The 24,416-nt window shown below is 67.8% G+C and carries 20 protein-coding genes, 4 tRNA genes and 1 pseudogene; 8 read left to right on the top strand and 17 right to left on the bottom strand.

Annotated elements, in window-relative coordinates:
* Positions 1 to 39 precede the first annotated feature (39 nt).
* The 5 genes from ileS to AC4D2R_RS06140 all read left to right on the top strand — a co-directional run bounded on the left by ileS (position 40) and on the right by AC4D2R_RS06140 (position 6,751).
* The gene (gene ileS, locus AC4D2R_RS06160) at positions 40 to 3,360 is read left to right on the top strand and encodes an isoleucine--tRNA ligase (RefSeq protein ID WP_490938528.1); all 3,321 of its coding nucleotides are present in this window, start codon (positions 40 to 42) and stop codon (positions 3,358 to 3,360) included.
* On the top strand, positions 3,357 to 4,733 hold the full coding sequence (locus AC4D2R_RS06155) for a bifunctional folylpolyglutamate synthase/dihydrofolate synthase (protein ID WP_490938526.1): 1,377 nt from the start codon (positions 3,357 to 3,359) through the stop codon (positions 4,731 to 4,733). The genes ileS and AC4D2R_RS06155 overlap by 4 nt, the downstream gene beginning before the upstream one ends.
* A gap of 4 nt (positions 4,734 to 4,737) precedes the next feature.
* The gene (locus AC4D2R_RS06150) at positions 4,738 to 5,181 is read left to right on the top strand and encodes a DUF4233 domain-containing protein (protein ID WP_490900047.1); all 444 of its coding nucleotides are present in this window, start codon (positions 4,738 to 4,740) and stop codon (positions 5,179 to 5,181) included.
* 79 nt (positions 5,182 to 5,260) lie between these two features.
* Complete coding sequence (gene ndk / locus AC4D2R_RS06145) at positions 5,261 to 5,677, top strand: nucleoside-diphosphate kinase (RefSeq protein ID WP_490900048.1); 417 nt, start codon at positions 5,261 to 5,263, stop codon at positions 5,675 to 5,677.
* A gap of 96 nt (positions 5,678 to 5,773) precedes the next feature.
* Positions 5,774 to 6,751, top strand: coding sequence for an aldo/keto reductase (locus AC4D2R_RS06140; RefSeq protein WP_490938524.1), 978 nt, complete (start codon positions 5,774 to 5,776; stop codon positions 6,749 to 6,751).
* Positions 6,752 to 7,001: 250 nt separating this feature from the next.
* On the opposite strand, the gene AC4D2R_RS06135 is transcribed toward AC4D2R_RS06140, so the two are convergent.
* The 9 genes from AC4D2R_RS06135 to AC4D2R_RS06095 all read right to left on the bottom strand — a co-directional run bounded on the left by AC4D2R_RS06135 (position 7,002) and on the right by AC4D2R_RS06095 (position 17,162).
* Positions 7,002 to 9,125 carry a 3-hydroxyacyl-CoA dehydrogenase NAD-binding domain-containing protein gene (locus AC4D2R_RS06135; protein WP_490938522.1) on the bottom strand — a complete coding sequence of 708 codons (2,124 nt, stop codon included), beginning with the start codon at positions 9,123 to 9,125 and terminating at the stop codon, positions 7,002 to 7,004.
* Positions 9,122 to 10,408 (bottom strand): thiolase family protein, encoded by a 1,287-nt coding sequence (locus AC4D2R_RS06130; protein ID WP_490939056.1) that lies wholly within the window; start codon positions 10,406 to 10,408, stop codon positions 9,122 to 9,124. The genes AC4D2R_RS06135 and AC4D2R_RS06130 overlap by 4 nt, the downstream gene beginning before the upstream one ends.
* A 146-nt stretch (positions 10,409 to 10,554) precedes the next feature.
* Positions 10,555 to 11,913 (bottom strand): HRDC domain-containing protein, encoded by a 1,359-nt coding sequence (locus tag AC4D2R_RS06125; protein ID WP_490938520.1) that lies wholly within the window; start codon positions 11,911 to 11,913, stop codon positions 10,555 to 10,557.
* Positions 11,914 to 11,945: 32 nt separating this feature from the next.
* Positions 11,946 to 12,581, bottom strand: coding sequence for a DUF3000 domain-containing protein (locus tag AC4D2R_RS06120; RefSeq protein ID WP_490938518.1), 636 nt, complete (start codon positions 12,579 to 12,581; stop codon positions 11,946 to 11,948).
* A 124-nt stretch (positions 12,582 to 12,705) separates the two neighbouring features.
* Complete coding sequence (locus AC4D2R_RS06115) at positions 12,706 to 13,776, bottom strand: threonine aldolase family protein (RefSeq protein ID WP_490938516.1); 1,071 nt, start codon at positions 13,774 to 13,776, stop codon at positions 12,706 to 12,708.
* Positions 13,777 to 13,800: 24 nt separating this feature from the next.
* A complete protein-coding gene (locus AC4D2R_RS06110) occupies positions 13,801 to 14,553 on the bottom strand; it encodes an SDR family NAD(P)-dependent oxidoreductase (RefSeq protein ID WP_490938514.1) in 753 nt (250 codons plus the stop codon).
* On the bottom strand, positions 14,550 to 15,944 hold the full coding sequence (locus AC4D2R_RS06105; RefSeq protein WP_490938512.1) for a DUF6421 family protein: 1,395 nt from the start codon (positions 15,942 to 15,944) through the stop codon (positions 14,550 to 14,552). The genes AC4D2R_RS06110 and AC4D2R_RS06105 overlap by 4 nt, the downstream gene beginning before the upstream one ends.
* 274 nt (positions 15,945 to 16,218) lie before the next feature.
* Positions 16,219 to 16,656, bottom strand: coding sequence for a peptide-methionine (R)-S-oxide reductase MsrB (gene msrB, locus AC4D2R_RS06100; RefSeq protein WP_490900056.1), 438 nt, complete (start codon positions 16,654 to 16,656; stop codon positions 16,219 to 16,221).
* A gap of 14 nt (positions 16,657 to 16,670) precedes the next feature.
* Positions 16,671 to 17,162: a hypothetical protein gene (locus tag AC4D2R_RS06095; RefSeq protein ID WP_490938510.1), complete on the bottom strand. Its 492-nt coding sequence runs from the start codon at positions 17,160 to 17,162 to the stop codon at positions 16,671 to 16,673.
* A gap of 125 nt (positions 17,163 to 17,287) precedes the next feature.
* On the opposite strand from AC4D2R_RS06095, the gene AC4D2R_RS06090 reads away from it, so the two are divergent.
* Positions 17,288 to 18,565 carry an alpha/beta hydrolase family protein gene (locus tag AC4D2R_RS06090; RefSeq protein ID WP_490938508.1) on the top strand — a complete coding sequence of 426 codons (1,278 nt, stop codon included), beginning with the start codon at positions 17,288 to 17,290 and terminating at the stop codon, positions 18,563 to 18,565.
* Here AC4D2R_RS06090 and AC4D2R_RS06085 read toward each other — a convergent pair.
* Both AC4D2R_RS06085 and AC4D2R_RS06080 read right to left on the bottom strand, forming a co-directional pair.
* Positions 18,546 to 18,986, bottom strand: coding sequence for a SufE family protein (locus AC4D2R_RS06085; RefSeq protein ID WP_490900059.1), 441 nt, complete (start codon positions 18,984 to 18,986; stop codon positions 18,546 to 18,548). The two genes, AC4D2R_RS06090 and AC4D2R_RS06085, sit on opposite strands and share 20 nt — an antisense overlap.
* Positions 18,983 to 19,936 (bottom strand): sulfurtransferase, encoded by a 954-nt coding sequence (locus AC4D2R_RS06080; protein ID WP_490938506.1) that lies wholly within the window; start codon positions 19,934 to 19,936, stop codon positions 18,983 to 18,985. The genes AC4D2R_RS06085 and AC4D2R_RS06080 overlap by 4 nt, the downstream gene beginning before the upstream one ends.
* A 185-nt stretch (positions 19,937 to 20,121) precedes the next feature.
* Here AC4D2R_RS06080 and zapE point away from each other — a divergent pair, with 185 nt between their 5' ends.
* Complete coding sequence (zapE, locus tag AC4D2R_RS06075; RefSeq protein ID WP_490938504.1) at positions 20,122 to 21,150, top strand: cell division protein ZapE; 1,029 nt, start codon at positions 20,122 to 20,124, stop codon at positions 21,148 to 21,150.
* An 84-nt stretch (positions 21,151 to 21,234) separates the two neighbouring features.
* On the opposite strand, the gene AC4D2R_RS06070 is transcribed toward zapE, so the two are convergent.
* The 6 genes from AC4D2R_RS06070 to AC4D2R_RS06045 all read right to left on the bottom strand — a co-directional run bounded on the left by AC4D2R_RS06070 (position 21,235) and on the right by AC4D2R_RS06045 (position 23,270).
* A complete protein-coding gene (locus AC4D2R_RS06070; protein ID WP_490938502.1) occupies positions 21,235 to 21,489 on the bottom strand; it encodes an antitoxin in 255 nt (84 codons plus the stop codon).
* Between the two features lie 205 nt (positions 21,490 to 21,694).
* Positions 21,695 to 21,771: transfer RNA gene (locus tag AC4D2R_RS06065), tRNA-Gly, on the bottom strand.
* 272 nt (positions 21,772 to 22,043) lie between these two features.
* Positions 22,044 to 22,766: a hypothetical protein gene (locus AC4D2R_RS06060; protein ID WP_490938500.1), complete on the bottom strand. Its 723-nt coding sequence runs from the start codon at positions 22,764 to 22,766 to the stop codon at positions 22,044 to 22,046.
* A gap of 207 nt (positions 22,767 to 22,973) precedes the next feature.
* Positions 22,974 to 23,045: transfer RNA gene (locus AC4D2R_RS06055), tRNA-Val, on the bottom strand.
* Between the two features lie 26 nt (positions 23,046 to 23,071).
* Positions 23,072 to 23,145, bottom strand: a tRNA-Cys gene (locus AC4D2R_RS06050).
* Between the two features lie 51 nt (positions 23,146 to 23,196).
* A tRNA-Gly gene (locus AC4D2R_RS06045) sits at positions 23,197 to 23,270 on the bottom strand.
* A 162-nt stretch (positions 23,271 to 23,432) separates the two neighbouring features.
* Here AC4D2R_RS06045 and AC4D2R_RS06040 point away from each other — a divergent pair.
* Positions 23,433 to 24,293 (top strand): annotated as a pseudogene (locus AC4D2R_RS06040) (cytochrome); the annotation flags it as partial.
* Positions 24,294 to 24,416: the final 123 nt, after the last annotated feature.

Here is a 24,416-nt window from a genome sequence, read left to right as displayed (position 1 = left end):
GCCCCTTGTTCTGTCTCCACCGTTGTTCAGGATGAATAAATGCCGCAGATCTACCCCAAAGCCACCTCCTCCACCGGCCGCACCCCCGAGGGCACGCAGCCCGAGGGCGCAGGAGCCTCGCCGCGCTTTCCCGAACTCGAAGAGCGGGTGCTGAAGTACTGGGACGCCGACGGTACGTTCCAGTCCTCGATCGATGCCCGCGACGCCGGCGAAAACGGTTCAAACGAGTTCGTCTTCTACGACGGTCCTCCCTTCGCGAACGGCCTGCCGCACTACGGCCACCTGCTCACCGGCTACGCCAAGGACCTCGTGGGCCGCTACCAGACCCAGCGCGGGCGCCGCGTTGAACGGCGCTTCGGGTGGGACACCCACGGCCTGCCCGCCGAGCTCGAGGCGATGAAGCAGCTGGGCATAACCCAGAAGCAGCAGATCGAGGCCATGGGCATCGACAAGTTCAACGAAGCCTCCCGGGCCTCCGTCATGAAGTACGCCGAGGAGTGGAAGGCGTACGTCACCCGCCAGGCCCGCTGGGTCGACTTCGAGAACGACTACAAGACCCTGAACATCGAATACATGGAATCGGTCCTGTGGGCGTTCAAGACGCTCTACGACAAGGGCCTGCTCTACAACGGCTACCGCGTGCTGCCCTACTGCTGGAACGACGAGACGCCGCTGTCCAACCACGAGCTGCGCATGGACGACGACGTCTACCAGGACCGGCAGGACCAGACGGTCACCGTCACCTTCCCGATCCTTGCCGGCGAGTCGGCGCTCTCGCAGGAGCTCGCAGGCACCGCCGCGCTCGCCTGGACCACGACGCCCTGGACCCTTCCCACGAACGCCGCCCTCGCCGTCGGGCCCGACATCCGGTACGCCGTCGTCCCCGACGCGCGGGAGTCGGCCGACGGGGCGGCGCCCGGGCGCTTCCTGATCGCCGAGGACCTCCTCGGCGCCTACGCCAAGGACCTCGGCTACCCCGACGCCGCCGCGGCGGCCGCCGCCGTCACCGCCACCTATCTGGGCACCCAGCTCGACGGGCTCACCTACGAACCCCTGTGGGACTACCTCGCCGATCCCGAAGCCGGCGGCTACCAGAACGCGTTCCGGTTCCTCGTCGCCGACTACGTGACGACGACCGACGGCACCGGCATTGTCCACCAGGCGCCTGCCTTCGGCGAGGAGGACCAGAAGATCTCCGAGGCCGCCGGGATCCAGGTGATCCTCTCCGTCGACTCCGGCGCCCATTTCCTGCCGCTGTTCGGCCGCGGCCCGCTGGCGGAGATCGCCGGCCAGCACGTCTTCGCGGCGAACAAGCCGATCACCCGCGTCCTCAAGGAGCAGGGGCGCCTCGTACGCCAGGCCAGCTACGTCCACAGCTACCCGCACTGCTGGCGGTGCCGCAACCCGCTGATCTACCGTGCCGTGTCCTCCTGGTTCGTGGAGGTCACCAAGGTCAAGGACCGCATGGTGGAGCTGAACAAGGAGATCAACTGGATCCCCGGCAGCGTCAAGGAGGGCCAGTTCGGCAAGTGGCTCTCCAACGCGCGCGACTGGTCGATCAGCCGCAACCGCTACTGGGGCAGCCCCATCCCGGTGTGGCAGTCCGACGACCCCACCTACCCCCGCGTCGACGTGTACGGGTCGCTGGCGGAAATCGAAGCCGACTTCGGCCGCCTGCCCCTGAACAAGGACGGACAGCCGGACCTTCACCGGCCGTTCATCGATGAGCTGACCCGCCCCAACCCCGACGACCCGCGTTCCCCGGAGGAGGGCGGATCGACGATGCGCCGCGTCTCCGACGTCCTCGACGTCTGGTTCGACTCCGGCTCGATGCCGTACGCCCAGGTCCACTACCCGATGGAGAACGCCGACTGGTTCGCTTCGCACAACCCGGGCGACTTCATCGTCGAATACATCGGGCAGACCCGCGGCTGGTTCTACACCCTCCACGTCCTGGCGACGGCCCTTTTCGACCGCCCGGCCTTCCGCAACGTCATCAGCCACGGCATCGTGCTGGGCTCCGATGGCCAGAAGATGTCAAAGAGCCTGCAGAACTACCCCGACGTCTCCGAGGTCCTTGACCGCGACGGCTCCGACGCGATGCGCTGGTTCCTCATGTCCTCGCCCATCCTGCGCGGCGGAAACCTCGTCGTCACCGAACAGGGCATCCGCGACGGCGTGCGCCAGGTCATCCTGCCGCTCTGGAACGTCTGGCACTTCTTCAGCCTGTACACCAACGCCGCCAACGGCGGCGCCGGGTACGAAGCGCGCACGGTGAGCGCTGAGGCCGCGGCGGGGCTGCGCGAACCCCTCGACCAGTACCTGCTGGCCAACACCGGCAACCTGGTCCGGGAGGTCACCGAGGCCCTCGACGCGTTCAACATCAGCGACGCGAGCGAGTCGCTGCGCCGCTACCTTGACACGCTGACCAACTGGTACGTCCGGCGCAGCAGGCAGCGGTTCTTCGATGAGGACACCGAGGCCTTCGACGTCCTCTACACCTGCCTCGAGGCAGTGTGCCGGGTCGCAGCGCCTCTGCTGCCCCTTGTCACCGAGGAGATCTGGCGCGGGCTCACCGGCGGGCGCTCTGTCCACCTCACCGACTGGCCCTCGGCGTCGGAGTTCCCTGGTGCCCCCGAGCTCGTGGAGCGCATGGACCGCACCCGGCAGATCTGCTCGGCGGGCTCGAGCCTGCGCAAGGCCGCGAACCTGCGCGTCCGGCTTCCGCTCTCGGAGCTGATCGTCGTCGCGCCCTCCGCCGAAGGCCTGCAGGGCCAGTTCCAGTCGATCATCGCCGACGAACTGAACATCAAGTCGGTGCGCCTGATCGACGACGCCGACGCCTCGCCGGAGGAATTCGGCATCACCCAGCGGCTCGCCGTCAACGCCCGCGCCGCCGGGCCGCGCCTCGGCAAGAACGTCCAGACCGTCATCAAGGCCGCAAAGGCCGGCGACTGGTCCGTGAACGACGCCGGCACCGTCACCGCCGGCGGCGTGGCGCTGGAGCCCCAGGAATACACGCTGGAGACCGTCGTCGACAGCGCCGACTCCGACGAAAAGGCCGTCGCTGTGCTGCCAGGAGGCGGGTTCCTGGTACTCAGCACCGCCGTCACCGAGGAGCTCGCAGCCGAAGGCACCGCCCGCGACGCGATCCGTGCCATCCAGCAGGCGCGGCGCGACGCGGACCTGTCGATCAGCGACCGCATCACGGCAACCGTCGAAACGGCCGCCGGCAGCGTGAAGGCCCTCGAGGACCACGCCCGGCTCATCCAGGACGAGACCCTCACCAACGAACTGATCGTGCGGGCCGGCAATGGCTCGGGCGAAGACTTCCGCGTCACCGTTGAAAGGCACAAGTGAACCCGAACGACGAAGCGCCCCTTGACCAGTTCTCCGTCGAGAGCGTCTACGCCGAACTGCTGAGTCGCGCCCCCGAGCACAAGATGGAGCCGCGCATGGCCCCGATGTTCCGGGTCATGGAGATCCTCGGGGAGCCGAACAAGGCCTTCCCGATCATCCACATCACCGGGACCAACGGCAAGACCTCGACCGCGCGCATGATCGAGTCCCTGCTGCTGGCGCACGACCTGAGGACCGGCCGGTACACCAGCCCGCACCTGTCCCGGGTCACCGAGCGGATCAGCATCGACGGCGAGCCGGTGCCCGACGAGACGTTCGTGCGGGTCTGGGACGAGATCCGGCCGTACCTCGACATCGTCGACGCCGAGCTAGACACGGCGGGCCAGCCGCGCTTGACCTACTTCGAGTGCGTCACCGTGCTTGCCTTCGCTGTCTTCGCCGATGAACCCGTCGACGTGGCCGTCATCGAGGTGGGCCTGGGCGGGATCACCGACGCCACGAATGTCGGCGACGGCGTGGTCTCGGTGGTCACCCCCATCTCCCTGGACCACACCGACCTGCTCGGCGACACCGTCGAGGACATCGCCTACGAGAAGGCGGGCATCATCAAGCCGGGCGGCTTCCTCATCAGCGCCGCCCAGCCGAGGGACGCCGCCCAGGTGCTGCTGGAGAAGGCCCGGGAGGTGGGCATCGAGTTCCGGTTCGAGGGCGTCGAGTTCTCGGTCGATGCCCGCAGCGTGGGCGTCGGCGGTCAGGTTCTTATCCTCACCGGCATCTCCGGGCGCCGCTACGAGGAAATCCTCGTCCCCCTCCACGGCGAGCACCAGGCGCAGAACGCCGCAGTCGCCGTCGCCGCCGTTGAGGCCTTCCTCGGCGGCGGAGCCCGCGAACTCGAGCCCGACGTCGTGCGTGCCGGCCTTCGCGCGGTCACCTCTCCCGGCCGCCTCGAAGTGGTGCGCACCGCGCCCACCATCCTCGTCGACGCTGCGCACAACCCCGACGGCGCCCGCGCCGCCGCGAAGGCGATCAAGGAGGCCTTCGACTTCCCCCGGCTCGTCCTGGTGGTCGGGGTGCTCGAAGGCAAGGACGCCGCCGGGATCCTGGCCGAGCTGCGCGAAGAACTCGGCGGGGTCCTCGAGGATGTCTGCCTGACGCAGTCGACGTCGGTGCGCTCGATTCCCGCCGCCGACCTGCTGCAGGACGCGCTGGCGGCCGGATTCGCCGAAGAGAACATCAATATTGCCGAACGCCTCGACGACGCCCTGGAATGGGCGGTGATGAAGGCCGAGGAGGACAACGATCTCGCCAGCGGCATCCTCATCACCGGATCCATCACGGTCGTGGGCGAGGCGCGAACCCTCCTAGGAAAGTAGAGCCATGGCCCGTTTGACGAAGGCGCAGCGCGAGTGGCGGCCCGGCATGCCCAAGAAACGCCGTTCGGTGAAGGTCCTCTTCGCCTCGACGGTCCTGGTCCTTGAGGCGTTCGTCGTCCTGTTCGGCACGCTTGCGGTGTTCGGCCTGCGCAGGGACGAGCTTCCCGCGCCGCTCATCCTTGGCGGGGGAGTCCTCCTCAGCCTGCTGCTCGTGGCCACGTGCGCCTTCCTGACCCGGCGGTGGGGAATCGCCGTGGGTTGGGTCCTGCAGCTGCTGCTCATCGCTACCGGCTTCCTCGAGCCGGCGATGTTCCTCGTCGGCGTGGCGTTCGCTGTGACCTGGCTCTACGGCATCCGCACGGGTATCCGGCTCGACCAGGAAAACGCCGAACGGGACCGGGCGCAGGCCGAATGGGAGAAGTCCCACCCCGAGGCTGCCGGCGAATAGGCAGTACGCTGCCTGTCTTTAGTAGAGTCGGGGGCGGAGCAATTCGAATTCTTCCCCAACAAACCTGATGGAGGACCGCGTGAGCATTGAACGCACCCTGGTACTGATCAAGCCCGACGGCGTCGCAAGGAACCTGACCGGCACGGTCCTCGGCCGGATCGAGGCCAAGGGATACACCCTGGTGGACCTCAAGCTGATGTCCGCCACACGGGAGCTTCTTGAAGAGCACTACGCCGAGCACGTGGGCAAGCCCTTCTACGAGCCGCTCGTTGAATTCATGCTCAGCGGTCCCATCGTCGCGGCCGTCTTCGAGGGCCAGCGCGTCATCGAGGGTTTCCGCTCCCTCGCCGGGGCAACCGAGCCCACAACGGCTGCACCGGGCACCATCCGCGGCGACTTCGGCCGCGACTGGGGACTCAAGGTGCAGCAGAACCTCGTCCACGGTTCCGACTCGGCCGAGTCGGCCGCACGGGAGATCGGCATCTGGTTCGGCTGATTCTCGTTGCCGGCACGGCCGGTCCCGCACTTCCGGTCCCGCACTTCGGGTCGGGCGTTGGAGGTTCCGGGCCGCGCCGGCGGTAGCGTTGGGCCTATGACTAGTTACCGCAGATTAGGCAGCTCAGGGCTCAGCGTCTCGACCGTGGGGCTTGGGTGCAACAACCTCGGCCGACCCGGAACGGCAACGGAGTCCCAGGCGGGAACCGACGCCGTCGTCGCAGCGGCCATCGACGCTGGAATCAACTTCTTCGACGTCGCCGACGCATACGGCAGGACGCCCGGGACCAGCGAGGAGATGCTCGGCAGGGCGCTGGGGGATCGCCGCGGCGAGGTGGTCGTCGCCACCAAGTTCGGCGTCGACGTCAAAGGCGCCAACGGCCCGGACTGGGGTGCCCGGGGTTCGCGTCGCTACATCGTGCGCGCGGTCGAGTCGTCGCTGCGCAGGCTTGGCACCGACTGGATCGACCTGTACCAGCTGCACACCCCCGACCCCGGGACTCCCATCGAGGAGACCCTCTCCGCGCTGGATCAGCTGATCCGGGACGGGAAGGTCCGCTACATCGGGCACTCCAACCTCTCCGGGTGGCAGATCGCCGATGCCCACTACACGGCCAGGATCGGTGGCTACCAGGGGTTCATCTCCGCCCAGAACCACTACAACCTGCTCGACCGGCGGGCAGAGAACGAGGTGGTTCCCGCCGTCGAGCAGTACGGGCTGGGACTGCTGCCCTACTACCCGCTCGCGAACGGCCTCCTGACCGGCAAGTATGCGGCCGGGAACGCTCCGGCCGGCAGCCGGCTGACCCACTCCCGAACGGCGATGCTGCAGAAGGTGGATTGGGACCAGCTCGCCGAGTTCAGCAACTTCGCCGCCGCACGGGGCCTGGGCGAGCTGCAGGTCGCGTTCTCGTGGCTCGCCGCCCAGCCCGCCGTCGCCAGTGTCATCGCGGGGGCCACCACCCCGGAACAGGTCGCGCAGAACGCGGCTGCTGTGGCCTGGGTGCCGTCGTCCGAAGATCTCAAGGAGCTCGAAGGTATTTTCCCGCGGATCCCGAAGACCCAGCTGATCTAAGGCGCCGCTCCGCGGCGGGGATTATGGGGGAGGTTCCGCGGCAGGCGACCGGGCGGGGCCCGTCGCCGTCGTCCCCGCCTTCCTCAACAGTCCCGCCTGCCGACGCTGCAGCTCACCACCGTTTGACGTGGTCTTTGCGTGGGGATGTGCCAACTCGGCAGGGGAGCAGAGGCGCGGACGACCACGGCACAACGGCACGCGGCGCAGGGACGCGCGACGACGGCGCGCGGCGGACCCCGCGCCGTCAGCGTCAGCGGAAGGTGCGCCCGTTGACCCGCTCCGAGGCTCCGGTGCGGTCCAGGTACGGGGTGATCCCGCCGAGGTGCAGCGGCCAGCCGGCGCCCATGATCACGCACAGGTCGATGTCCTCCGGTGCGGCGACGACGCCCTCGGCCAGCATCCGGCCGATCTCGTCAGCAAGGGCGTCCTGCGTGCGCCGCAGAATCTCCTCGCTTGTGGACGGCGAGGAACCGCGCTCGAGCAGGGCCAGGGTCGATTCGGGGACGATCTCCTGCCCGGACTCATCCTTCACCCACAGGCCCTTGATTCCAGCGTCGATCAGTTTCTGCTGGTTCGGCGACACATGGAACCGGTCACCGAACGCTGCGTGAAGCGATTCCTGGACGTGCTGGCCTACCGGCAGACCCACGAGGGCGAGCAGGCGGAACGGTGTCATCGGCAGGCCCATCGGGCGCAGCGCATCGTCGGCGGTTTCGGCGTCGGTGCCCTCGTCGAAGACCTTGGTGATCTCGCCGAACATGCGCCCCAGGATCCGGTTGACGACGAACGCCGGGGCGTCCTGCACCAGGACGGCGTTCTTCTTCAGCTGCTTGGCCAGGGCGAACGCCGTGGCGAGGACGGCGTCGTCGGTCTTGGGCGCCCTGACGATCTCCAGCAGCGGCATCGCGGCGACCGGGTTGAAGAAGTGGAAACCGACAACGCGTTCGGGGTGGGCGAGGTCGGCGGCCATGTCAGTGACCGAGAGGGATGAGGTGTTGGTGGCGAGGATGCACTCGGAGCTGACGACCGCCTCAACCTCGGCGAAGACCTGCTTCTTGACGGCCAGTTCCTCGAAGACCGCCTCGATGACGAAATCGGCGTCGGCGAAGACGTCCTTCGAGACCGAGCCGGAGACGAGGGCCTTGGTGCGGTTCGCGGCGTCGGGGGAGAGCCGCTTCTTGGCGAGGAGCTTGTCCACCTCGGCGTGCACGTAGGCCACGCCCTTCTCCACACGCTGCGCGTCGATGTCGGTCAGGACCACGGGCACCTTCAGCTGGCGGGCGAACAGCAGGGCCAGCTGGCTTGCCATGAGCCCGGCGCCAACGACGCCGACTTTCGTCACAGGGCGGGCGAGCTTGGCATCGGGCGCACCGGCCGGACGCTTGGCGCGCTTTTGCAGCAGCTCAAGGAACGCGTAAACGGTGGCGTGGAACTCCGGGGTCTGCATGAGTTCGGCAAGGGCCACGCACTCGGCCTCGGCCGACTGCTCCCGGTTCAGGGTCTTCCCTGCCTCGAACAGGTCGAGGACGCGCGACGGCGCCGGAGCGGCGTTGCCGGTGCGTGACTGGACGAAGGCCCGTCCTGCTGCTGCGGCGGCGTCCCAGTCGGCCTCGGTGTAGGCGGAAAATTCCGCCCGGCGCACGTTCAGGGCCTGCGTTGTCGCCGAGTCACCGGCGACGACGCGGGCCGCCCAGGCGAGGGACTGCTCGAGGAAGTCGGCAGGCTCGAAAAGGGCGTCGGCGATGCCGATGCCATAGGCCGCCCTGCCGTCGAGCATCCGGTTGTTGCTGAGCGGGTTTTCGATCATGACCCGGACGGCCGAGGCCGGCCCGATGAGCCGGGGAAGCCGGTACACGCCGCCCCAGCCGGGCACGAGGCCGATGAAGGCCTCGGGAAGGCCAAGCCCGTTCGCGCCGGTTGAGACCGTGCGGTAGTCCGCCGCGAGGGCAACCTCGAGCCCGCCGCCGAGGGCGACGCCGTTGATGAAGGCGAAGCTCGGCACGCCCAGCGTCCCGAGGAGGTTGTACACCTCGTGGCCGAGTTCGGCCATGCTGCGCCCGTGCTTCTCCGCCTTGAGCGACTTCACGGTGGAGAGGTCGGCCCCGGCGACGAGGAAGTACGGCTTGCCGGTGATTCCGACGGCGGCGATCTCCCCGCGCCCGCTGCGCTCCTTGAGTCCTTCGAGGGTGCGGCCCAGCTCGATGAGGGTGTTTGGGCCCAGCGTGGTGGGCTTGTTGGAATCGAGGTCGTTGTCGAGGGTGATCAGCGCCAGCGTTCCCGCGCCGCCAGGCAGGGCAACGTCCTGAACGTAGGAGTGGGTGACGATCTCGGCGGGAACCAGTGATGCCAGTTCCTCAAAGCGCTCAAAGCTCATGCTGCTTCCTGTCCGTAGTCGGAGTGGCGGGGATTTTCCCAGATGACCGTTGCGCCCATGCCCAGTCCGATGCACATCGTGGTCATGCCGTAACGCACCGACGGGTCTTCCTCGAACTGCCGCGCGAGCTGGGTCATCAGGCGCACCCCTGAGGAGGCGAGGGGATGGCCGACGGCGATGGCGCCGCCGTACCGGTTGACGCGGGGGTCGTCATCGGTGATGCCGAAGTGGTCGAGGAAGGAAAGGACCTGCACGGCGAACGCCTCGTTGATTTCGAACAGCCCGATGTCGTCGATCTCCAGCCCGGCCTGGCGCAGGGCCTTCTCGGTGGCGGGAACCGGTCCGATACCCATGACCTCGGGCTCGACGCCGGCGAAGGCGTAGGCGACGAGGCGCATCCGGGGGGTAAGTCCCAGTTCGGCTGCGGTGTCGGCGGAGGCGAGCAGCGCCGCTGTCGCGCCGTCATTGAGGCCCGCGGCGTTGCCGGCGGTCACCCGTCCGTGCGGACGGAAGGGGGTGCGCAGCTGGGCGAGGTCTTCGGCGGTGGTGCCGGGGCGGGGAGGCTCGTCGACGCTGTGAAGCGCCCAGCCGGCGCCGGGCTTCCGTCCCGCCACGGGGACGAGGTCGGGCTGGATGCGCCCCGCGGCGTAGGCCTCGGCGAGCTTCGTCTGGCTCCGGACGGCGTACGCGTCGGTGCGTTCCTTGGTGATGGCGGGGAACCGGTCGTGGAGGTTCTCGGCGGTGTTGCCCATGTTCAGGGCCGCCGGGTCGACGAGCCGTTCGGAGACGAACCGCGGGTTGGGGTCGGCTCCGGCGCCCATGGGGTGGTTGCCCATGTGTTCGACGCCGCCGGCGATGACGACGTCGTAGGCGCCGAAGGCGATCCCCGAGGCCGTGGTCGTGACGGCGGTCATCGCACCGGCGCACATGCGGTCGATGGCGAACCCGGGCACTGTGCGGGGCAGGCCGGCCAGCAGTGCGGCGGTGCGCCCGATGGTGAGGCCCTGGTCGCCGGTCTGCGTTGTGGCGGCAATGGCGACGTCGTCGATGCGCTCGGGCGGCAGGGAGGGATTGCGCCGCAGCAGGTCCCTGATGCACTTGACGACGAGGTCGTCGGCGCGCATTCCCGCGTAGATGCCCTTGTCTCCGGCCTTGCCGAAGGGGGTTCGCACTCCGTCGACGAAGACGACGTCGCGCACGCTGCGGGCTGCACCGCGCGCAGGGGTGGTTGCTGCTGGTCGGCTCACCTGATGCTCCTCTTTGAGATGTTGGTCCGCCCTCATGTTACTCACCGGTAACTTTGGGTGGCAAGTGCGCCGCGCCACACCGTCACTCCGGAACGCCCGGCGGTGAACCGCTGCCCCCGGGCGCCATGGAAAAGGCTTACCCGGGGGCCCGGCCAGGCCTCCCACAACCTCTTCCGCTGTGCCTACTGCGGGTCCTGCTCCTCATCGCCTCCACTGGCGGAAGATGATGCCGGCTGTCGGGCCGCCTGGCCCTTTTCGGGCAGCGGTTCCGGATCCAGGAAGGCAACGGTGATGATCGCGGCGACGTTCTCGATCTGCCACCGCCGGGCTCCGAGCTCCGCGAGTGCGGCGCCGATGCTTTCGAGCGTGATTTCCGCCGGAGGGCGCCAGGCTATCCTGCGCAGGAAATCGGGCGTGAGCAGGTTCTCGACCGGCATCCCGAGCTTCTCGGCCTGCAGGGCGACCCGCGGGCGGGCGGTCAGCAGGCGTGCGGCAGCCTCCGGATCCTTCTCGGCCCAGACCCGGGGCGGGGGCGGGGCGTTGGTTGAGACGTGCAGCGGCGGAAGGTCGGTGGCGCGCCGGGCCTCGTTGATGCAGCGCAGCCACCGGGTTGCCTCCTTCTGCGCGGCCCGGCCGTGGAAGCCCTTTGTGGCAAGGAGCTGGGGAACGGTTGAAGGCATCGCCTTGGCTGCGGCGACGATCGCGGAGTCGGGGATCAGCCGGCCGGGCGCGACGTCGCGGCGCTGGGCGAGGTCCTCACGCTCATTCCAGATCGCCCGCACAGCGGCGAGCTGGCGGCGGTCACGGATCTGGTGAAGCCCCGAGGTGCGGCGCCACGGGTCGGTGCGGGGTTCGGCCGGAGGGGTGGAGCGGATGTGTTCGAACTCCTCTTCGGCGATGGCGAGCTTGCCGTCGGCGTCAAGCAGGGCGGCGAGCTTGCCGCGCAGCTCGGTGAGCACCTCAACGTCAAGGGCGGCGTACCGGAGCCACGGCTCGGGCAGCGGCCGCGTTGACCAGTCGGCCGCCGAGTGCTCCTTGGCCAGGCCGAACCCGAGCTGGGATTCGATCACTGCGGCGAGCCCCACGCGGGGCAGGCCGGCGAGCCGTGCCGCCAGTTCGGTGTCGAAGAGGCGGTCCGGCCACATGCCCAGTTCGGACAGGCACGGGAGGTCCTGGCTTGCCGCGTGGAGGATCCATTCGACGCCGTCGAGCGCCTCGTCGATGATCCTGAGGTCGGGGAAAGGTTCGGGGTCGATGAGCCAGGTTCCCGCCCCCTCCCTCCGGATCTGGACCAGGAACGCGCGCTGGCCGTATCGGAAACCGGAGGCCCGTTCGGCGTCGACACCGGCGGGACCGGTGCCGGCGGCAAGAGCGGCGGCCGCCCGTTCCAGGCCGGCCTGGGTGTCGATGACGAGGGGAACCCCGTCCCGCGGCTCCGTCAGGAGGGGGAGGGCTTCGATCTCGGCGGCTGCACCAGCAGTGGTGGTGGCGGGATTGCTGGCGGGGTTGCTGGCCGCCTGTTCGGAAGTCTTGGAGCTCATGGTGCCTTCAGTCTATCGCCGGGCGGTTGGAGCTAGCTGCGCCGGTGCGGCAGCGAGAGCACTCCGTCGGGCAGGGGCGGGAGTCCGGCGAAGGTGCACACCATGTCCGACCACGCCTCAAGATGCCTGCGGACATCGGCGTTGTCGGGGGTCCACGATGCCCTCAGTTCTATGTCGATGGTGTCCGAACGCTCGGCAAGGGTTCCGAAGCTTTCGGAGAGGATCCTCGTGGCCGTGCCGCCGGCGCTGTGGTGGGCGGCGCCGTGGTTTTCCAGCGCCTCGACCAGCCAGGTCCACGCCACCGAGCCCAGCAGCCCGTCGTTGCCGAGTTCGGGTTCGAGCTGGGCGCGGATGTAGGTCACCACCCGGAACTTTCCGTCCCACACCGGGGAGCCGTTCGGGTCGAACAGGAGGATGAAGCGCCCGGCTGCAAGCTCCTCGGGTTCCTCGGCGGGGAACGCGGACCGCGCCGGCCCGTGGACCGGGTGCGGCCCCGGCTGGGCGGGCTGGAAGACCTCGGCGCCGAGAGCGACGGCGTAGGGGGCAAGGCGCGAGGGTGCGGGAATCTCGTCGAGGCGCAGTTCGCTGCGGCACCTTGCCTGCCGCAGGCTGGTCAGTGCAGCGTGAAACTCGCGGGGTACCTCCGGGGGGCTGGCGTCTGCGCTCACCACCGCAGGCTATGCCATGGGCTGCCGGGCGGGTACGGTGACGCGCCGCGGTTATCTTTTCGTGACCGGGACCACACGGCGGGCCGGAGTGCCGGCCCGCCGTGTGGTGCCGCGGGGCCCCTGTTTAGGCGCTGACCTCGCGCTTGATCGCTGCGGCGAACGCGTCGACATCCTCTTCGGTTGTGTCGAAGGAGCACATCCAGCGCACCTCGCCCGTTGCCTGGTCCCAGTCGTAGAAGCGGAACTGCTCGCGGATGCGGTCGGCGGCCGCCGGGTCCAGGATGGCGAAGACGGCGTTGGCCTTCGTCTCCTGCGTGAGCTGGACGCCGTCGATGCCGCGCACCGCTTCCGTGAGCCGGGCGGCCATGGCGTTGGCGTGCGAGGCCGAGCGCAGCCATAGGCCGTTTTCGAGAAGGGCGATCAGCTGTGCGGAAACGAAGCGCATCTTGGAGGCGAGCTGCATGTTCATCTTCCGCAGGTACTCAAGTCCCGTCGACGCCGCGGGGTTGAGGACGACGACGCATTCTCCGAACATCAGCCCGTTCTTGGTGCCGCCGAAGGAGAGGATGTCCACTCCCGCGTCGCGGGTGAAGGCGCGCAGGGGGAGGCCGAGGGCCGATGCGGCATTGGCGAGCCGCGCGCCGTCCATGTGAAGGTGCATGCCGCGGGCGTGGCAGTGGTCGGCGATGGCCAGGATTTCCTCGACCGTGTAGAGGGTTCCCAGCTCGGTGGTCTGCGTGATGGACACGGCAAGCGGCTGAGCCCGGTGTGCATCGCCCCATCCCCACGCCTCGCGGTCGATCAGCTCGGGGGTGAGCTTGCCGTCCGGCGTGGCAACCGGAAGGAGCTTGATGCCGCCCACGCGCTCGGGCGCGCCGTTTTCGTCGACGTTGATGTGGGCCGTGGCGGCGCAGATGACGGCGCCCCAGCGGGGCAGGAGCGACTGGAGGGACAGCACGTTGGCGCCGGTGCCGTTGAACACGGGAAAGGCCTCAATGCCGGGGCCGAAGTGCTCCTCAAGCAGTTCCTTGAGCCGGGCGGTGTAGACGTCGTCGCCGTAGGCCACCTGGTGGCCGCCGTTGGCGGCCGCGATCGCGGCGAGCACCTCGGGGTGGACCCCGGAGTAGTTGTCGGAGGCGAAGCCGCGCTCGGTGATGTCGTGCAGCGGGCGGAAGGTCGAAAGAGTCTCAGTCACTGTCCCATTATCCCCTAGCGGTGCTTAGCCGTCGGTCTTGGCCAGCAGGTCGGCCGGTGTCGTCCGCAGGCCGTTGACCTCGGCCGCCGGCACGGCGAACAGGGCCGCCGCGGCCCGGGCGAGGTCGTCGACGTGCGTGAAGCCGGGGAAGCGCCGTTCCGGGTTGGCCTCGCGCATTGCATCGTCAAGGAGGGCCTTGACGACGAGCGGCGTCGCAGCCGCCTGCGATCCGTCGCGGGTGAAGCCGTCGGCCACGGCCCGCAGCCAGGCCTCCACCGAGGCCTTTACTGCGGCGTACGACGCGCCACCCGCCGTGGGTGAGTCGACGGCGGTCGCCGACACGGCGGCGAGCCTGCCCCGCGGAGAGCGCGCCAGCTGGTCGTAGAAGGCCCGGCTGGTGTTGAACAGGGTGCGGAACACCGAGTCGTGGAGGAAGGAGTAATCCTCGTCGGACTGGGTGGTGATGCCCTTGGCGCCGCGCCAGCCTCCGACGAGGTGGACCAGTCCGTCCACGCCTCCGGTGTCGGCCTCGATTGCCGCCGCGAGCCCGGTGACGGCCGCGGCGTCGGTGAGGTCGCAGACGCGTTTGTCGACGCCGTCGAGGTGGCCGAGGGCCCGCTGCAGCCGGTCGGCGTTGGAGCCGACGGCGATGACCCGCGAGCCGCGGCCGGTGAGTTCCCGTGCCACGGCGACGCCCGAGGGGCTCGTGGCACCGGCGACGACGACAGTGAGGCCGGCGAGCAGGTTTCCGCCCGCCGGCTCCGGGGTGCTGGTCATGCCGTGGCCCCGGTGATTCCTGCCGTCGATTCGATGACGGGCTTCATCTTGCGGTCAAGGGCCTCGAAGAACATCGACAGTGGAAACTCGTCGTCGAGGACGGCATCGGTGAGCCCGCGCGGCGGTCCGCTGAGGGGGAGGGCATCGGGGCCCTTGGCCCACACCGAAGCGGGGTGCGGGGTGACGGTCCGGGAGACGAGCTCGTAGGCGGCGAGCCAGTGGGCGGTCTTCGGGCGGTCGATGGAGCGCCAGTACAGCTGTTCGATCTCCTCGCCCAGGGCGACGACGACGTCGGCGACTTCCTCCCAGTCGATGGTGAGCTTGGTGTCGGTCCAGTGCAGGACGCGGTGCTGGTGCATCCAGGCGAACAGGAGCTGGCCTCCCAGGCCGTCGTAGTTGCGCACGCGGGAGCCGGTGATGGCGAAGCGGAAGATCCGGTCGAAGATGACCGCGTACTGCACGAGGCGTGCGTGCTTGCGGGTCTCCGGGGAGGCCTCTTCGTCCTTACTGATGCGCACGGATTCGCGGAAGGCGGTCAGGTCGCAGCGCAGTTCCTCGAGGGAGTAGAGGAAGAAGGGCATCCGCTGCTTGATCATGAAGGGGTCGAACGGCAGGTCGCCGCGCATGTGGGTGCGGTCGTGAATGAGGTCCCACATGACGAAGGTCTCTTCGGCGAGGTGCTGGTCCTGCAGGAGCTCCAGTGCGTCGTCCGGCAGTTCGAGGCGCGTGATCTCGGCCGCGGCCTCAACGACCCTGCGGAACCGCGCGGCTTCGCGGTCGGCGAAGATGGCGCCCCAGGTGAAGGTCGGGGTCTCGCGGACGGCGACGGTCTCCGGGAACAGCACGGCGGAGTTGGTGTCGTAGCCCGCGGTGAAGTCGAGGAACCGGATGGGCACGAACAGGGCGTTCGAGTACTCGCCCGCTTCGAGGTCGGCGATGAACTCGGGCCAGATGACTTCGATGAGGACGGCTTCGACGAGGCGGCTCGTGCTGCCGTTCTGGGTGTACATGGGGAACAGGACGAGGTGGGCCAGCCCGTCGACCCGGTCGCGCTGGGGCTGGAAGGCGAGAAGGGAATCGAGGAAGTCGGGAACGCCGAAGCCGGCAGACTCCCAGGCGCGGAGGTCGGCAACGACGGCCGTAAGGTAGGCCTCGTCGTGCGGGAAGTGGGGTGCGAGGTCCTCGACCGCATCGATGATGATGTGCGTCAGTTCGGAAGCCTTGGCGTGGTCCGTTGGCTCAGGAATCGAGCCGTCCTTCACCTGGAGCGGCTGCAGTGCGCCGGCGGCTTCCTTCAGGCTGATCCATGACGGGTGCTGTGCGAGGGCGGCCGGATTCGAGCCGAACCGGGCCTCAGTGGCGGGGCTGAGCGGAGATACGGTCTGGGACATGGTGCCTGCTTCCTGGTCGCCGTTCCGGGCGGGCCGGTCGGGGAGTGGTGTTCTGGCTCGAAGCCTAGCAACAAAATAGCTTTCCTAATCCATCGTCAGCTCGCACATAAGAACATCTTATGCTTGGAGTGCGAACGCGCTTCCCGGAGAACAAGCACTCCTGCGGCTGCCGGGGTTAAACGCGCCAGCCCCTCCCGCTGAATGCGGGAGGGGCTGGCAGCCGTGCGGAGGGCAGGCGGCGCGCGGTAAGCCGCGGAGTCCCTGCCGTTGCTGCTTAGTCCCGGGGGACAAGCTTCATTGAGATGGAGTTGATGCAGAACCGCTGGTCAATCGGGGTCTGGAAGCCCTCACCTTCGAAAAGGTGCCCGAGGTGGGAGTCGCAGCGCCCGCAACGGACTTCGACCCGGTCCATCCCCATGCTGCGGTCGTGGAGGTACCTCACCTTGTCCTCGGCCAGCGGAGCCCAGAAGGAGGGCCAGCCGCAGTGCGAGTCGAACTTCTCGTTGCTTGTGAAGAGGTCCTGGCCGCATGCCCTGCACTGGTAGGTGCCGGCGGTGTGCGAATCGTGGTACTCGCCGGTGAAGGGCATTTCGGTGCCCGCCTGCCGCAGCACGCGGTACTCCTCGGGGGTCAGCTCCCTGCGCCATTCCTCATCGGTCTTCCGGACCTCGGGCTGGGCCGCGGGCTGGTTTTCGTTTTTTGAAGTGGTCATACTTTTTGCAACGTTTATGACCCGCCGATAAATCCCGAACCCGAGTACAGATGCAGCACGGGGATGCCCAGCTTGTCCTGTGCCTTGTTCGCCCAGTCGGTGTGGAAGGTATCAGCCACGGCGTGCGGGCGGGTGACGACAACGGCCTGACCGGCGTCCTCCGCGGCGGCGGCCTTGACCAGGGCCTCGACCGCGTTGTGCTCGACGGCGTAGCCGCGCGCCCGGAGACCGCCGGCGGCGCAGGCGGCCAGTGACGAGTCAAGGGCGGAGGCAGCAGAGGTCTCGGGCTCGGAACCGGAGTCTTCGCCCCGGTTCAGGTCCCGGAACGCCTGCGCAAGCTCGAGCAGGCTGAGATGGTGGAGGAACTCGCCGACCACGCTCTTCTCGCGGTCGACGGGCACCAGGACCACGAATTCGGTCTCCTCGTCCCCCTCCAGCGCCTGCAGGTTCTTCACGTCGGCGGCATTCAGGGGTTCCTCGGTCAGCACCATGATCGTTTGCGTCATAGGGCAAGACTAACCGCCGGTGCGGCGCAGGAGGAGGCTGGCGGCTGGCCCGGAAAGGGGCCCGGGGGCGCGCTGAGACGGCCGGAAGTGGGCATCAACGCCCCGGGACAGGACAGAATGTTCCTATGCCCTTCCAGCAAGCACCGTTTTTTCGGCCAGCGCCGCCACCTGCCGCCACCGCCCCCTGGGCGAAGTGGACGGCCCTGGGCGTAGGTGTAGGCGCGGTCCTCGCCTCGTCCGTGGCGACGGCGGCGTCCGCGCTCGCCGCGTACTTCGCCCGCCGGGTTGTCACTCCTGCACGCTCCCGGGAAGAGAACCTTGAGATCCTGGCCGTTGTGGGTTCGGAACGCGAAGCGCAGGTGATCCTTCCGGCCAACGAGGACACCACAGTGGAGGGCACCTACAGCCTGTACTTCGACCGGGGGGCCGGGCACGCGCGCATCGGCGCAATCCGGTCGTACAACCCGCGCGAAGGAACAGTGCAGCGCGAGGTCGAAGAGGTCTATGCCGGTGATCTGCGCTCTGCCAGGCGCGGCTGGTGGAGCGGCAGCGTCTTCGAGAAGCCGTCGGACCTCGGTTTCGCCGACGAGGAGCAGCGCCTGCCCGTTGACGGCGGGTTCGCCCCGGCGTGGCTGATCCGCGCCGAGTCACCCGCCCAGACCTGGGCGATCATGGTGCACGGCAGGGGAGCGCAGCGAACCGAAGCCCTCCGCGCGGTGCGCACCGCCCGGTCCCTGGGGCTCACCAGCCTCGTCATCTCCTACCGCAACGACGGCGAGGCCCCGTATGCCCCCGACGGACGCTATGGACTGGGCATGACCGAATGGCGCGACGTCGACGCGGCAATCGACTTCGCGGTTTCCTCCGGTGCCTCGTCCGTGGTGCTGTTCGGCTGGTCGATGGGCGGCGCCATCGCGCTGCAGACGGCCGACCTCTCCCGGCACCGCCGGCGGATCCTCGCCCTCGTCCTTGATGCGCCGGTGGTGGACTGGGTCGAGGTGCTGGCACACCAGGCACAGCTGAACCGCATTCCCGCACCCGTGGGCCGCATGGGCCAGTGGCTGCTGGGCAACGACGCCGCCAAGCGCGTCACCGGCCTTGCGGCTCCGCTCGACCTCAAGAGCATGGACTGGGTGTCCCGGGCGGACCAGCTCACCATTCCCACGCTCATCATCCACAGCGAGGATGACGAGTATGTTCCGGTGGGCCCTTCGGCGGAGCTGGCGGAACGCAACCCGACGTTCGTCACGTTTGCGCGCTTCCACAGGGCACGGCACACGAAGGAATGGAACGTCGACCCGGACAAGTGGGAGGCAACGGTGTCGGGATGGCTCAGCCCCGTCCTCCACCGCGAGCGGCCCGGTGGCCGCAGGGCGGCCGGGGTTACGCCGCCGACTCCCTGACTTTGCGCTTGATCCGGCCGAGCATTGCCGCCATCCCGCGCATGCGCAGGGGCGAGACGGCGCGGGTCAGGCCAAGCCGGTCGGGCATGTCGTCGGGGATGGCGAGCACTTCCTCCGCGGGAAGCCCGTCGAGGCCCTCGAGGAGGATTCCAGCGAAGCCACGGGTGGTCGGAGCCGCAGGAGGCGCCGAGAAAAACAGGTGAACGTTCCTCTCGGCTGTGTCCTCGACCTCAAGGGTGAGGAAAAGCGGGCTCTGGCACTCGACGACCTGCTCAAGCAGTTCCGGGTGTTCCTTGAGCCGTTCGGGAAGCTCGGGCAGCCCGCGGGAGAAATCGAGAAGCAGCTGAAGCCGGTCAGGCTCAGTCAGTGCCTGGAAGTCGTCGACGATCTCCGCCAGCTGCGCAGGCAGCACCTTCGTCACTTGGCCATCTCCTCTCGTACAGCGGCGGTGCCGCCGGATCCCGCGCCGCGCAGGCCGGCCGGGACGGAGCCGCGTTCGGTGCCCCGGACGATCGGAACCCGCACGGCGTTGCCCCACTCGGTCCATGAACCGTCGTAGTTGCGTACCTTGTCAAAACCAAGCAGGTGGGACAGGACGAACCAGGTGTGGCTCGAACGCTCACCGATGCGGCAGTAGGCGACGACGTCGTCGCCGTCCGACAGCCCTGCCTCTCCCCTGTAGATCGCCTCGAGCTCCTCGCGCGGGCGGAAGGTGCCGTCGTCAGCGGCGGCGCGCGCCCAGGGAATCGAAGCAGCAGTGGGAATGTGCCCCCCGCGCATTGCGCCTTCTTCGGGGTAGGCCGGCATGTGGGTGCGCGCACCGGTGTATTCATCGGGGGAGCGCACGTCGATGATGGGGTTGCCGAAGTGCTCAAGCACGTCGGAAAGGTAGGCGCGGATGGGCCGGTCGTTGCGTTCGATCACCGGGTAATCCGTTGGTGCGACGGCTGCGGGTTCCGTGGTGAGTGCGCGTCCTTCGGCGATCCACTTGTCCCTGCCGCCGTCGAGCAGGCGTACGTCGGGGTGGCCGAACAGCTCGAAGACCCAGAGCGCATAGGCGGCCCACCAGTTGCTCTTGTCCCCGTAGATGACGACTGTCGAATCGCGTGAGATGCCCTTGGCTGACATAACCCGGGCGAAGCCTCCGGCGTCGATGAGGTCGCGTGCCACCTCGTCGTTGAGTTCGGTATGCCAGTCGATCTTCACCGCGCCGGGGATGTGTCCGGTCTCGTAGAGCAGGACGTCCTCGTCGGACTCAACGACCACGAGTCCGTCCGCCCCGAGGTGCTGCTCCAGCCACGCGGTGGACACGAGCCGTTCGGGGTGTGCGTACGCGGCGAATTTCTCGGCCGGGTCTGGTGCGAGGGTCATTGAGAGGCTTTCTGCAGAGTTGTTGTTTCCTCTTAGCCTAACCACGCCGGGCCGTTAATACTTCCGGGAAGGGCCATCCGGCATCACCCGGCACGGTGGCGCCGTGACGTATCCTTGCCTAGCGTGGGTACGCCCGCAGCGCGGCTCAATCAACCATTTGCGGCAAGAGGAAGCGGATCGACTTCGTGGCATCGATAGAACACCTGACCGACCGCGCGCCGAAACTATCGGTTGAGGATCTGCTTAAGGGTTTCTACCCGTCGGCCCGCTTCGGAGAGGTGTCCTTCGACAGCTACCGCCCGGACCCCCAGCAGCCGTCGCAGTCCGCAGCGGTGAAGGGCCTGCGGCGTTTCGCCGTCGGTGTCAACGAGCCGGAGCCGAGCGGGTTCCGCAAGTTCTTCGGAGCGAAGAAGGCCGAGTCCAGGGCCGGGATCTACCTCGACGGCGGCTTCGGCGTCGGCAAGACCCACCTCCTGGCGTCGCTGTGGCATGCTTCCCACGGCCCCAAGGCATTCGGCACCTTCGTTGAGTACACGAATCTGGTTGGCGCGCTGTCCTTCCGCAAGACCGTCGATTCGCTCAGCGGCTACCGGCTAGTGTGCATTGACGAGTTCGAACTCGACGATCCCGGTGACACGGTGCTCATGTCGCGCCTGATGCGCGAACTCGCCGACGCCGGCGTGAAACTGGCCGCGACGTCGAACACCCTGCCGGGTTCGCTGGGCGAGGGCAGGTTCGCCGCCGTCGACTTCCAGCGGGAGATCCAGGTGCTCGCCGACCAGTTCGACGTCCTGCGCATCGACGGCGAGGACTACCGCCACCGCGGGCTGCCCCAGGCACCCGAGCCGCTCACCGAGTCGGGGCTGCGCCACCGCATCAAGGATTTCTCGAGCAACGGCGGCGTGATCGCCGAGGACGACTTCGGCGACCTCATCAACCACCTGGCAGGAGTGCACCCGAGCCGGTACCGGGCCATGCTCGACGGCGTCCAGGCCGTGGCATGGCACAACGTGCACACCATCACCGAGCAGGCCGTAGCCCTGCGCTTCGTCGTCCTCGCCGACCGCCTCTATGACAGGGACGTGCCGATCCTTGCGAGCGGGCAGACCTTCGACAAGCTGTTCACCGAAGAGATGATGAACGGCGGCTACATGAAGAAGTACTACCGCGCGGTGTCCCGGCTCACGGCCCTCGCCAGGCAGGGCGAGTCCTAGAGCCTGCTCTGCCACTGCGTCATAACAAAAGCGCCGGCTCCGCCTCTCGGCGGGACCGGCGCTTCTTTGTCGTGCTTAAAGCATCTAGGCCGAAGGTGGCTGAGGGCCGGCCGTGCCGTTGCCCCGAGCGCGGTCGCGCTCGATCTTGTCGACCATGGCTGAGGCTTTGGACTGGACGCCGGCGATGCGCCGGGAGTACTTGTGTCCGGTCCGGCCGTCGATGAACCCGCCGGCCTTGCCGATACCGGCCTTGACCTTGCCCGAGTTCGAACCGATCAGCCCGGCTGCCTTGTCCTTCAATCCACCGGCTTTGCCTTTGAGCCCGTCAAATACAGACACAGACACCTCCTTTCATACCCGGGAACCGTTGTGTTCCCTTGGTCCACAAGTTTAGGGCAGATCTCCCCGACTCTGGAGGGGTGGCCGCTGGAAGGAGTCCTCCCAGGCCGAGTTCGCAGGTCGCCACGGTTTGGGCGGGGTTTGGCGTGGTGTGCTGCAGTTTCGCGGGGAGGGAGGGGCTTTCCCGGCTGAGATCGGGAAGCGATGGAGCGGACGACGGGATTCGAACCCGCGACATCCACCTTGGCAAGGTGGTGCTCTAGCCAGCTGAGCTACGTCCGCAGCAGGGCGCCCCCGAGGAGGGGCCCGGTATGGATTGCACTTGTTCCGGTCGGATTCAGGGGCGGAAACTCTTCCACGCTCCGTGAAACCGACTCTGACCAGTGCCTTCGCTCAACGATATCGCGCAGTGAAGGGGGGGGCCAAATCCTGGGCTGCACGCCGTGGTGCAAGCGGATCCAAGCGCGCGCACGGCCGCAGTGGGTGCTGCAGGTGGAGCTGCCCGGCGGGGTGGTCAGCCGGAGGGGAGGTTCGGTCTCCCCTCCGGAGGGGCATCACACGATCTTGATGTCGCTCAGGTCGAGCTCGATCGGAATCCAGGAGAGATCGGGGGTCCGGTCGTCGTTGCGGATGTGGATGTGGCGTTTCGCCGGGATGACAAGTCCGTCGACCTCGGCCTCGTCCCGGATGTAGTGGGCAACGGGAGTGTCGCCGTTGACCGCCGGCTGGTAGTCCATCCGGCGCAGGTGCCCGGCGGCATTGAAGTAGTACAGCTGCGTGGTGCTGTGGGTATCGATTGAGGAAGGGAAAGTGACGCTGAGTACGCGCCAGGTCTCGCCGTTCTCGTCCCAGGGATCCACTTCCTGCGTCTCGACGCCGGGCCAGGTGAAGATATATGGCTCGACGAGGTAGTGCCAGGTGGCGTAGCTGCGGAAGTAGGCAATTTGCGCGAGGGACCACTGCGTGTCGGGGGTGTAGCCCTCAAAGCTGGCCCGCGGGTTGTTCAGCTCCTCGATGAGCGTGCCGTCGGCGGCGGTAACAGTGACGCGGTCAGCCTTCCTGTCGTATTCGACGACCTGGCCGGTGCCCTCCTGAACGTGGCGGGTGCGCTCCTCCTGCAGGCTCGCCTCCACCAGATCGGTGCCGACAACGTCCGGCTGGCCCTTGAACTCCCAGAACGGTCCGCCGTAGGTGATCCGGGCGGTGAAGGTGGTGAGGCTCTTCCAGCGATCGAGACCGCCGTTGGCCGCTACGACCTGATCGAGCAGTGAGCCCATTACGTTACTCCTAATTAGGACTGGTGGGTATGACACAGCTATCAACCTGTGGGCGGGAGGGATAATTGCCCGAGAAGAAACATTTTCTGGAAGGCGCGGTTCCGGTAACCGGCGCGCTGGCCCGCCGCCCTTGGGACGATCGGGCCGGGAAACACGAAAGGCACCTTCCCCGAGGGGAAAGTGCCTTCGAACGTGCTGTTTCTTTAGTGGGCGATACTGGGATCGAACCAGTGACCTCTTCCGTGTCAGGGAAGCGCGCTACCGCTGCGCCAATCGCCCATTTTCATGGTTTGCAACTCACCTACTGGAGGTGGGGACGGGATTCGAACCCGCGTGCACGGCTTTGCAGGCCGCTGCCTAGCCACTCGGCCACCCCACCGCTACCCAACAAACAGACAGCCGAATGAATCCGGCCATGCAGTGACTTGCGAGCGGACGACGGGATTCGAACCCGCGACATCCACCTTGGCAAGGTGGTGCTCTAGCCAGCTGAGCTACGTCCGCAGAGGGAAACTTTCCAACACCAAAACCGTTGAGTTCGTTGTGTTTTTTCGTTTTCCAACGAGAAAAAACTCTATAGGACTATTTGAGGTTCGTCCAATCGGCCCAGCCGTCCGCTGCACCGCGCGGCACGGGAGTGTCGGCGGAGGGTGACAGACTTAAGCCATGACTGAACCGCTGCTTGCACATTCCACCGCTCACGGACGCATGTATGCGAGGTCGACGTCGGAGGAACCGACAGTGCCGTCGATCACGACGGTCATCGCTCAGGCGCCCACCTCCCTGGGCGGGTGGTTCGGGCACATGGCAGCCAATGCGCTGGCCAGTGATCCCCGGCTTCCCGGTTCCCTCGGCAAGCCCGCCGAACTGCGGGTAGCCGTCCGTGACGCATCCCAGGCAGCAGAGCGGTACCGTGACGATGCCGCGCTGCGCGGCACCCGGGTGCACAACTACTGCGAACAGGTCTCACTGCGCGCCCTCGGACGGGAGCACACGCTCGACGCGGCGCGGCTTGCGCTGGTGGAGAACGGCGAGGAAGGATTTGCGCAGCGCTTCGACGAGTGGTGGGAGCTCTACGATGTGCAACCGCTGGCGCCGGAGCTGACCGTCTGGAACACCGAGCTGGGGTATGCCGGAACCCTCGACCTCGTTGCAACGATCGGCGGCAGGATCTGCCTGATCGACTACAAGACGAAGAACACCGACCGCGATGGCTTCGTCAAGGGCCTCGACGACAAGGTGGTCATGCAGCTTGTGGCGGGCATGAAGGCCCAGGAAAGCCTTATTGATCCGCACACGGGGCAGTGGGAGCCCTGGCGCTACGGAGAGGAGCCCCTGCTTCTCGGAGTGGCAGTGGGACAGACCGAAGTGCGCGCAATGAGGGCGAACCCGGCCGTTCTGCGGGAGCACTGGTTTCGATTCGTTGCCCTCCGGCGCGCATGGGCCGCAGGCATCGCCGCCGAGACCGCGGGAAGGGCGCTGCTGCCTGTCGGGCCGCCGCCCGCACACCCGGCAGCCGCGCCGGCCCCTGCCGACGCTGACCGCTCTCCGGCGGAGCCGGCCCCTGCGGATGGAGAGCCCGCGAAGGCACCCGGCCTGGGAGGGGAGCCGGATGCACCGGGTCTGACTTCAGCTCCCGCGGAGGGCGGC

The sequence above is a fragment of the Arthrobacter sp. TJ-217 genome (assembly GCF_058269255.1).
This window is presented reverse-complemented; position numbering and strand designations above follow the sequence as displayed.

Coding starts and splice junctions, on each gene's coding strand:
- AC4D2R_RS06130 (WP_490939056.1), bottom strand. CDS start 10,408: ATGAGGGCGGACCAACATCTCAAAGAGGAGCATCAGGTGAGCCGACCA.
- msrB (WP_490900056.1), bottom strand. CDS start 16,656: ATGACCACTTCAAAAAACGAAAACCAGCCCGCGGCCCAGCCCGAGGTC.
- AC4D2R_RS06150 (WP_490900047.1), top strand. CDS start 4,738: ATGGCCCGTTTGACGAAGGCGCAGCGCGAGTGGCGGCCCGGCATGCCC.
- AC4D2R_RS06135 (WP_490938522.1), bottom strand. CDS start 9,125: ATGAGCTTTGAGCGCTTTGAGGAACTGGCATCACTGGTTCCCGCCGAG.
- AC4D2R_RS06060 (WP_490938500.1), bottom strand. CDS start 22,766: ATGGGCTCACTGCTCGATCAGGTCGTAGCGGCCAACGGCGGTCTCGAT.
- AC4D2R_RS06095 (WP_490938510.1), bottom strand. CDS start 17,162: ATGACGCAAACGATCATGGTGCTGACCGAGGAACCCCTGAATGCCGCC.
- ileS (WP_490938528.1), top strand. CDS start 40: ATGCCGCAGATCTACCCCAAAGCCACCTCCTCCACCGGCCGCACCCCC.
- AC4D2R_RS06080 (WP_490938506.1), bottom strand. CDS start 19,936: ATGACCCTCGCACCAGACCCGGCCGAGAAATTCGCCGCGTACGCACAC.
- AC4D2R_RS06090 (WP_490938508.1), top strand. CDS start 17,288: ATGCCCTTCCAGCAAGCACCGTTTTTTCGGCCAGCGCCGCCACCTGCC.
- AC4D2R_RS06140 (WP_490938524.1), top strand. CDS start 5,774: ATGACTAGTTACCGCAGATTAGGCAGCTCAGGGCTCAGCGTCTCGACC.
- AC4D2R_RS06125 (WP_490938520.1), bottom strand. CDS start 11,913: ATGAGCTCCAAGACTTCCGAACAGGCGGCCAGCAACCCCGCCAGCAAT.
- AC4D2R_RS06105 (WP_490938512.1), bottom strand. CDS start 15,944: ATGTCCCAGACCGTATCTCCGCTCAGCCCCGCCACTGAGGCCCGGTTC.
- AC4D2R_RS06110 (WP_490938514.1), bottom strand. CDS start 14,553: ATGACCAGCACCCCGGAGCCGGCGGGCGGAAACCTGCTCGCCGGCCTC.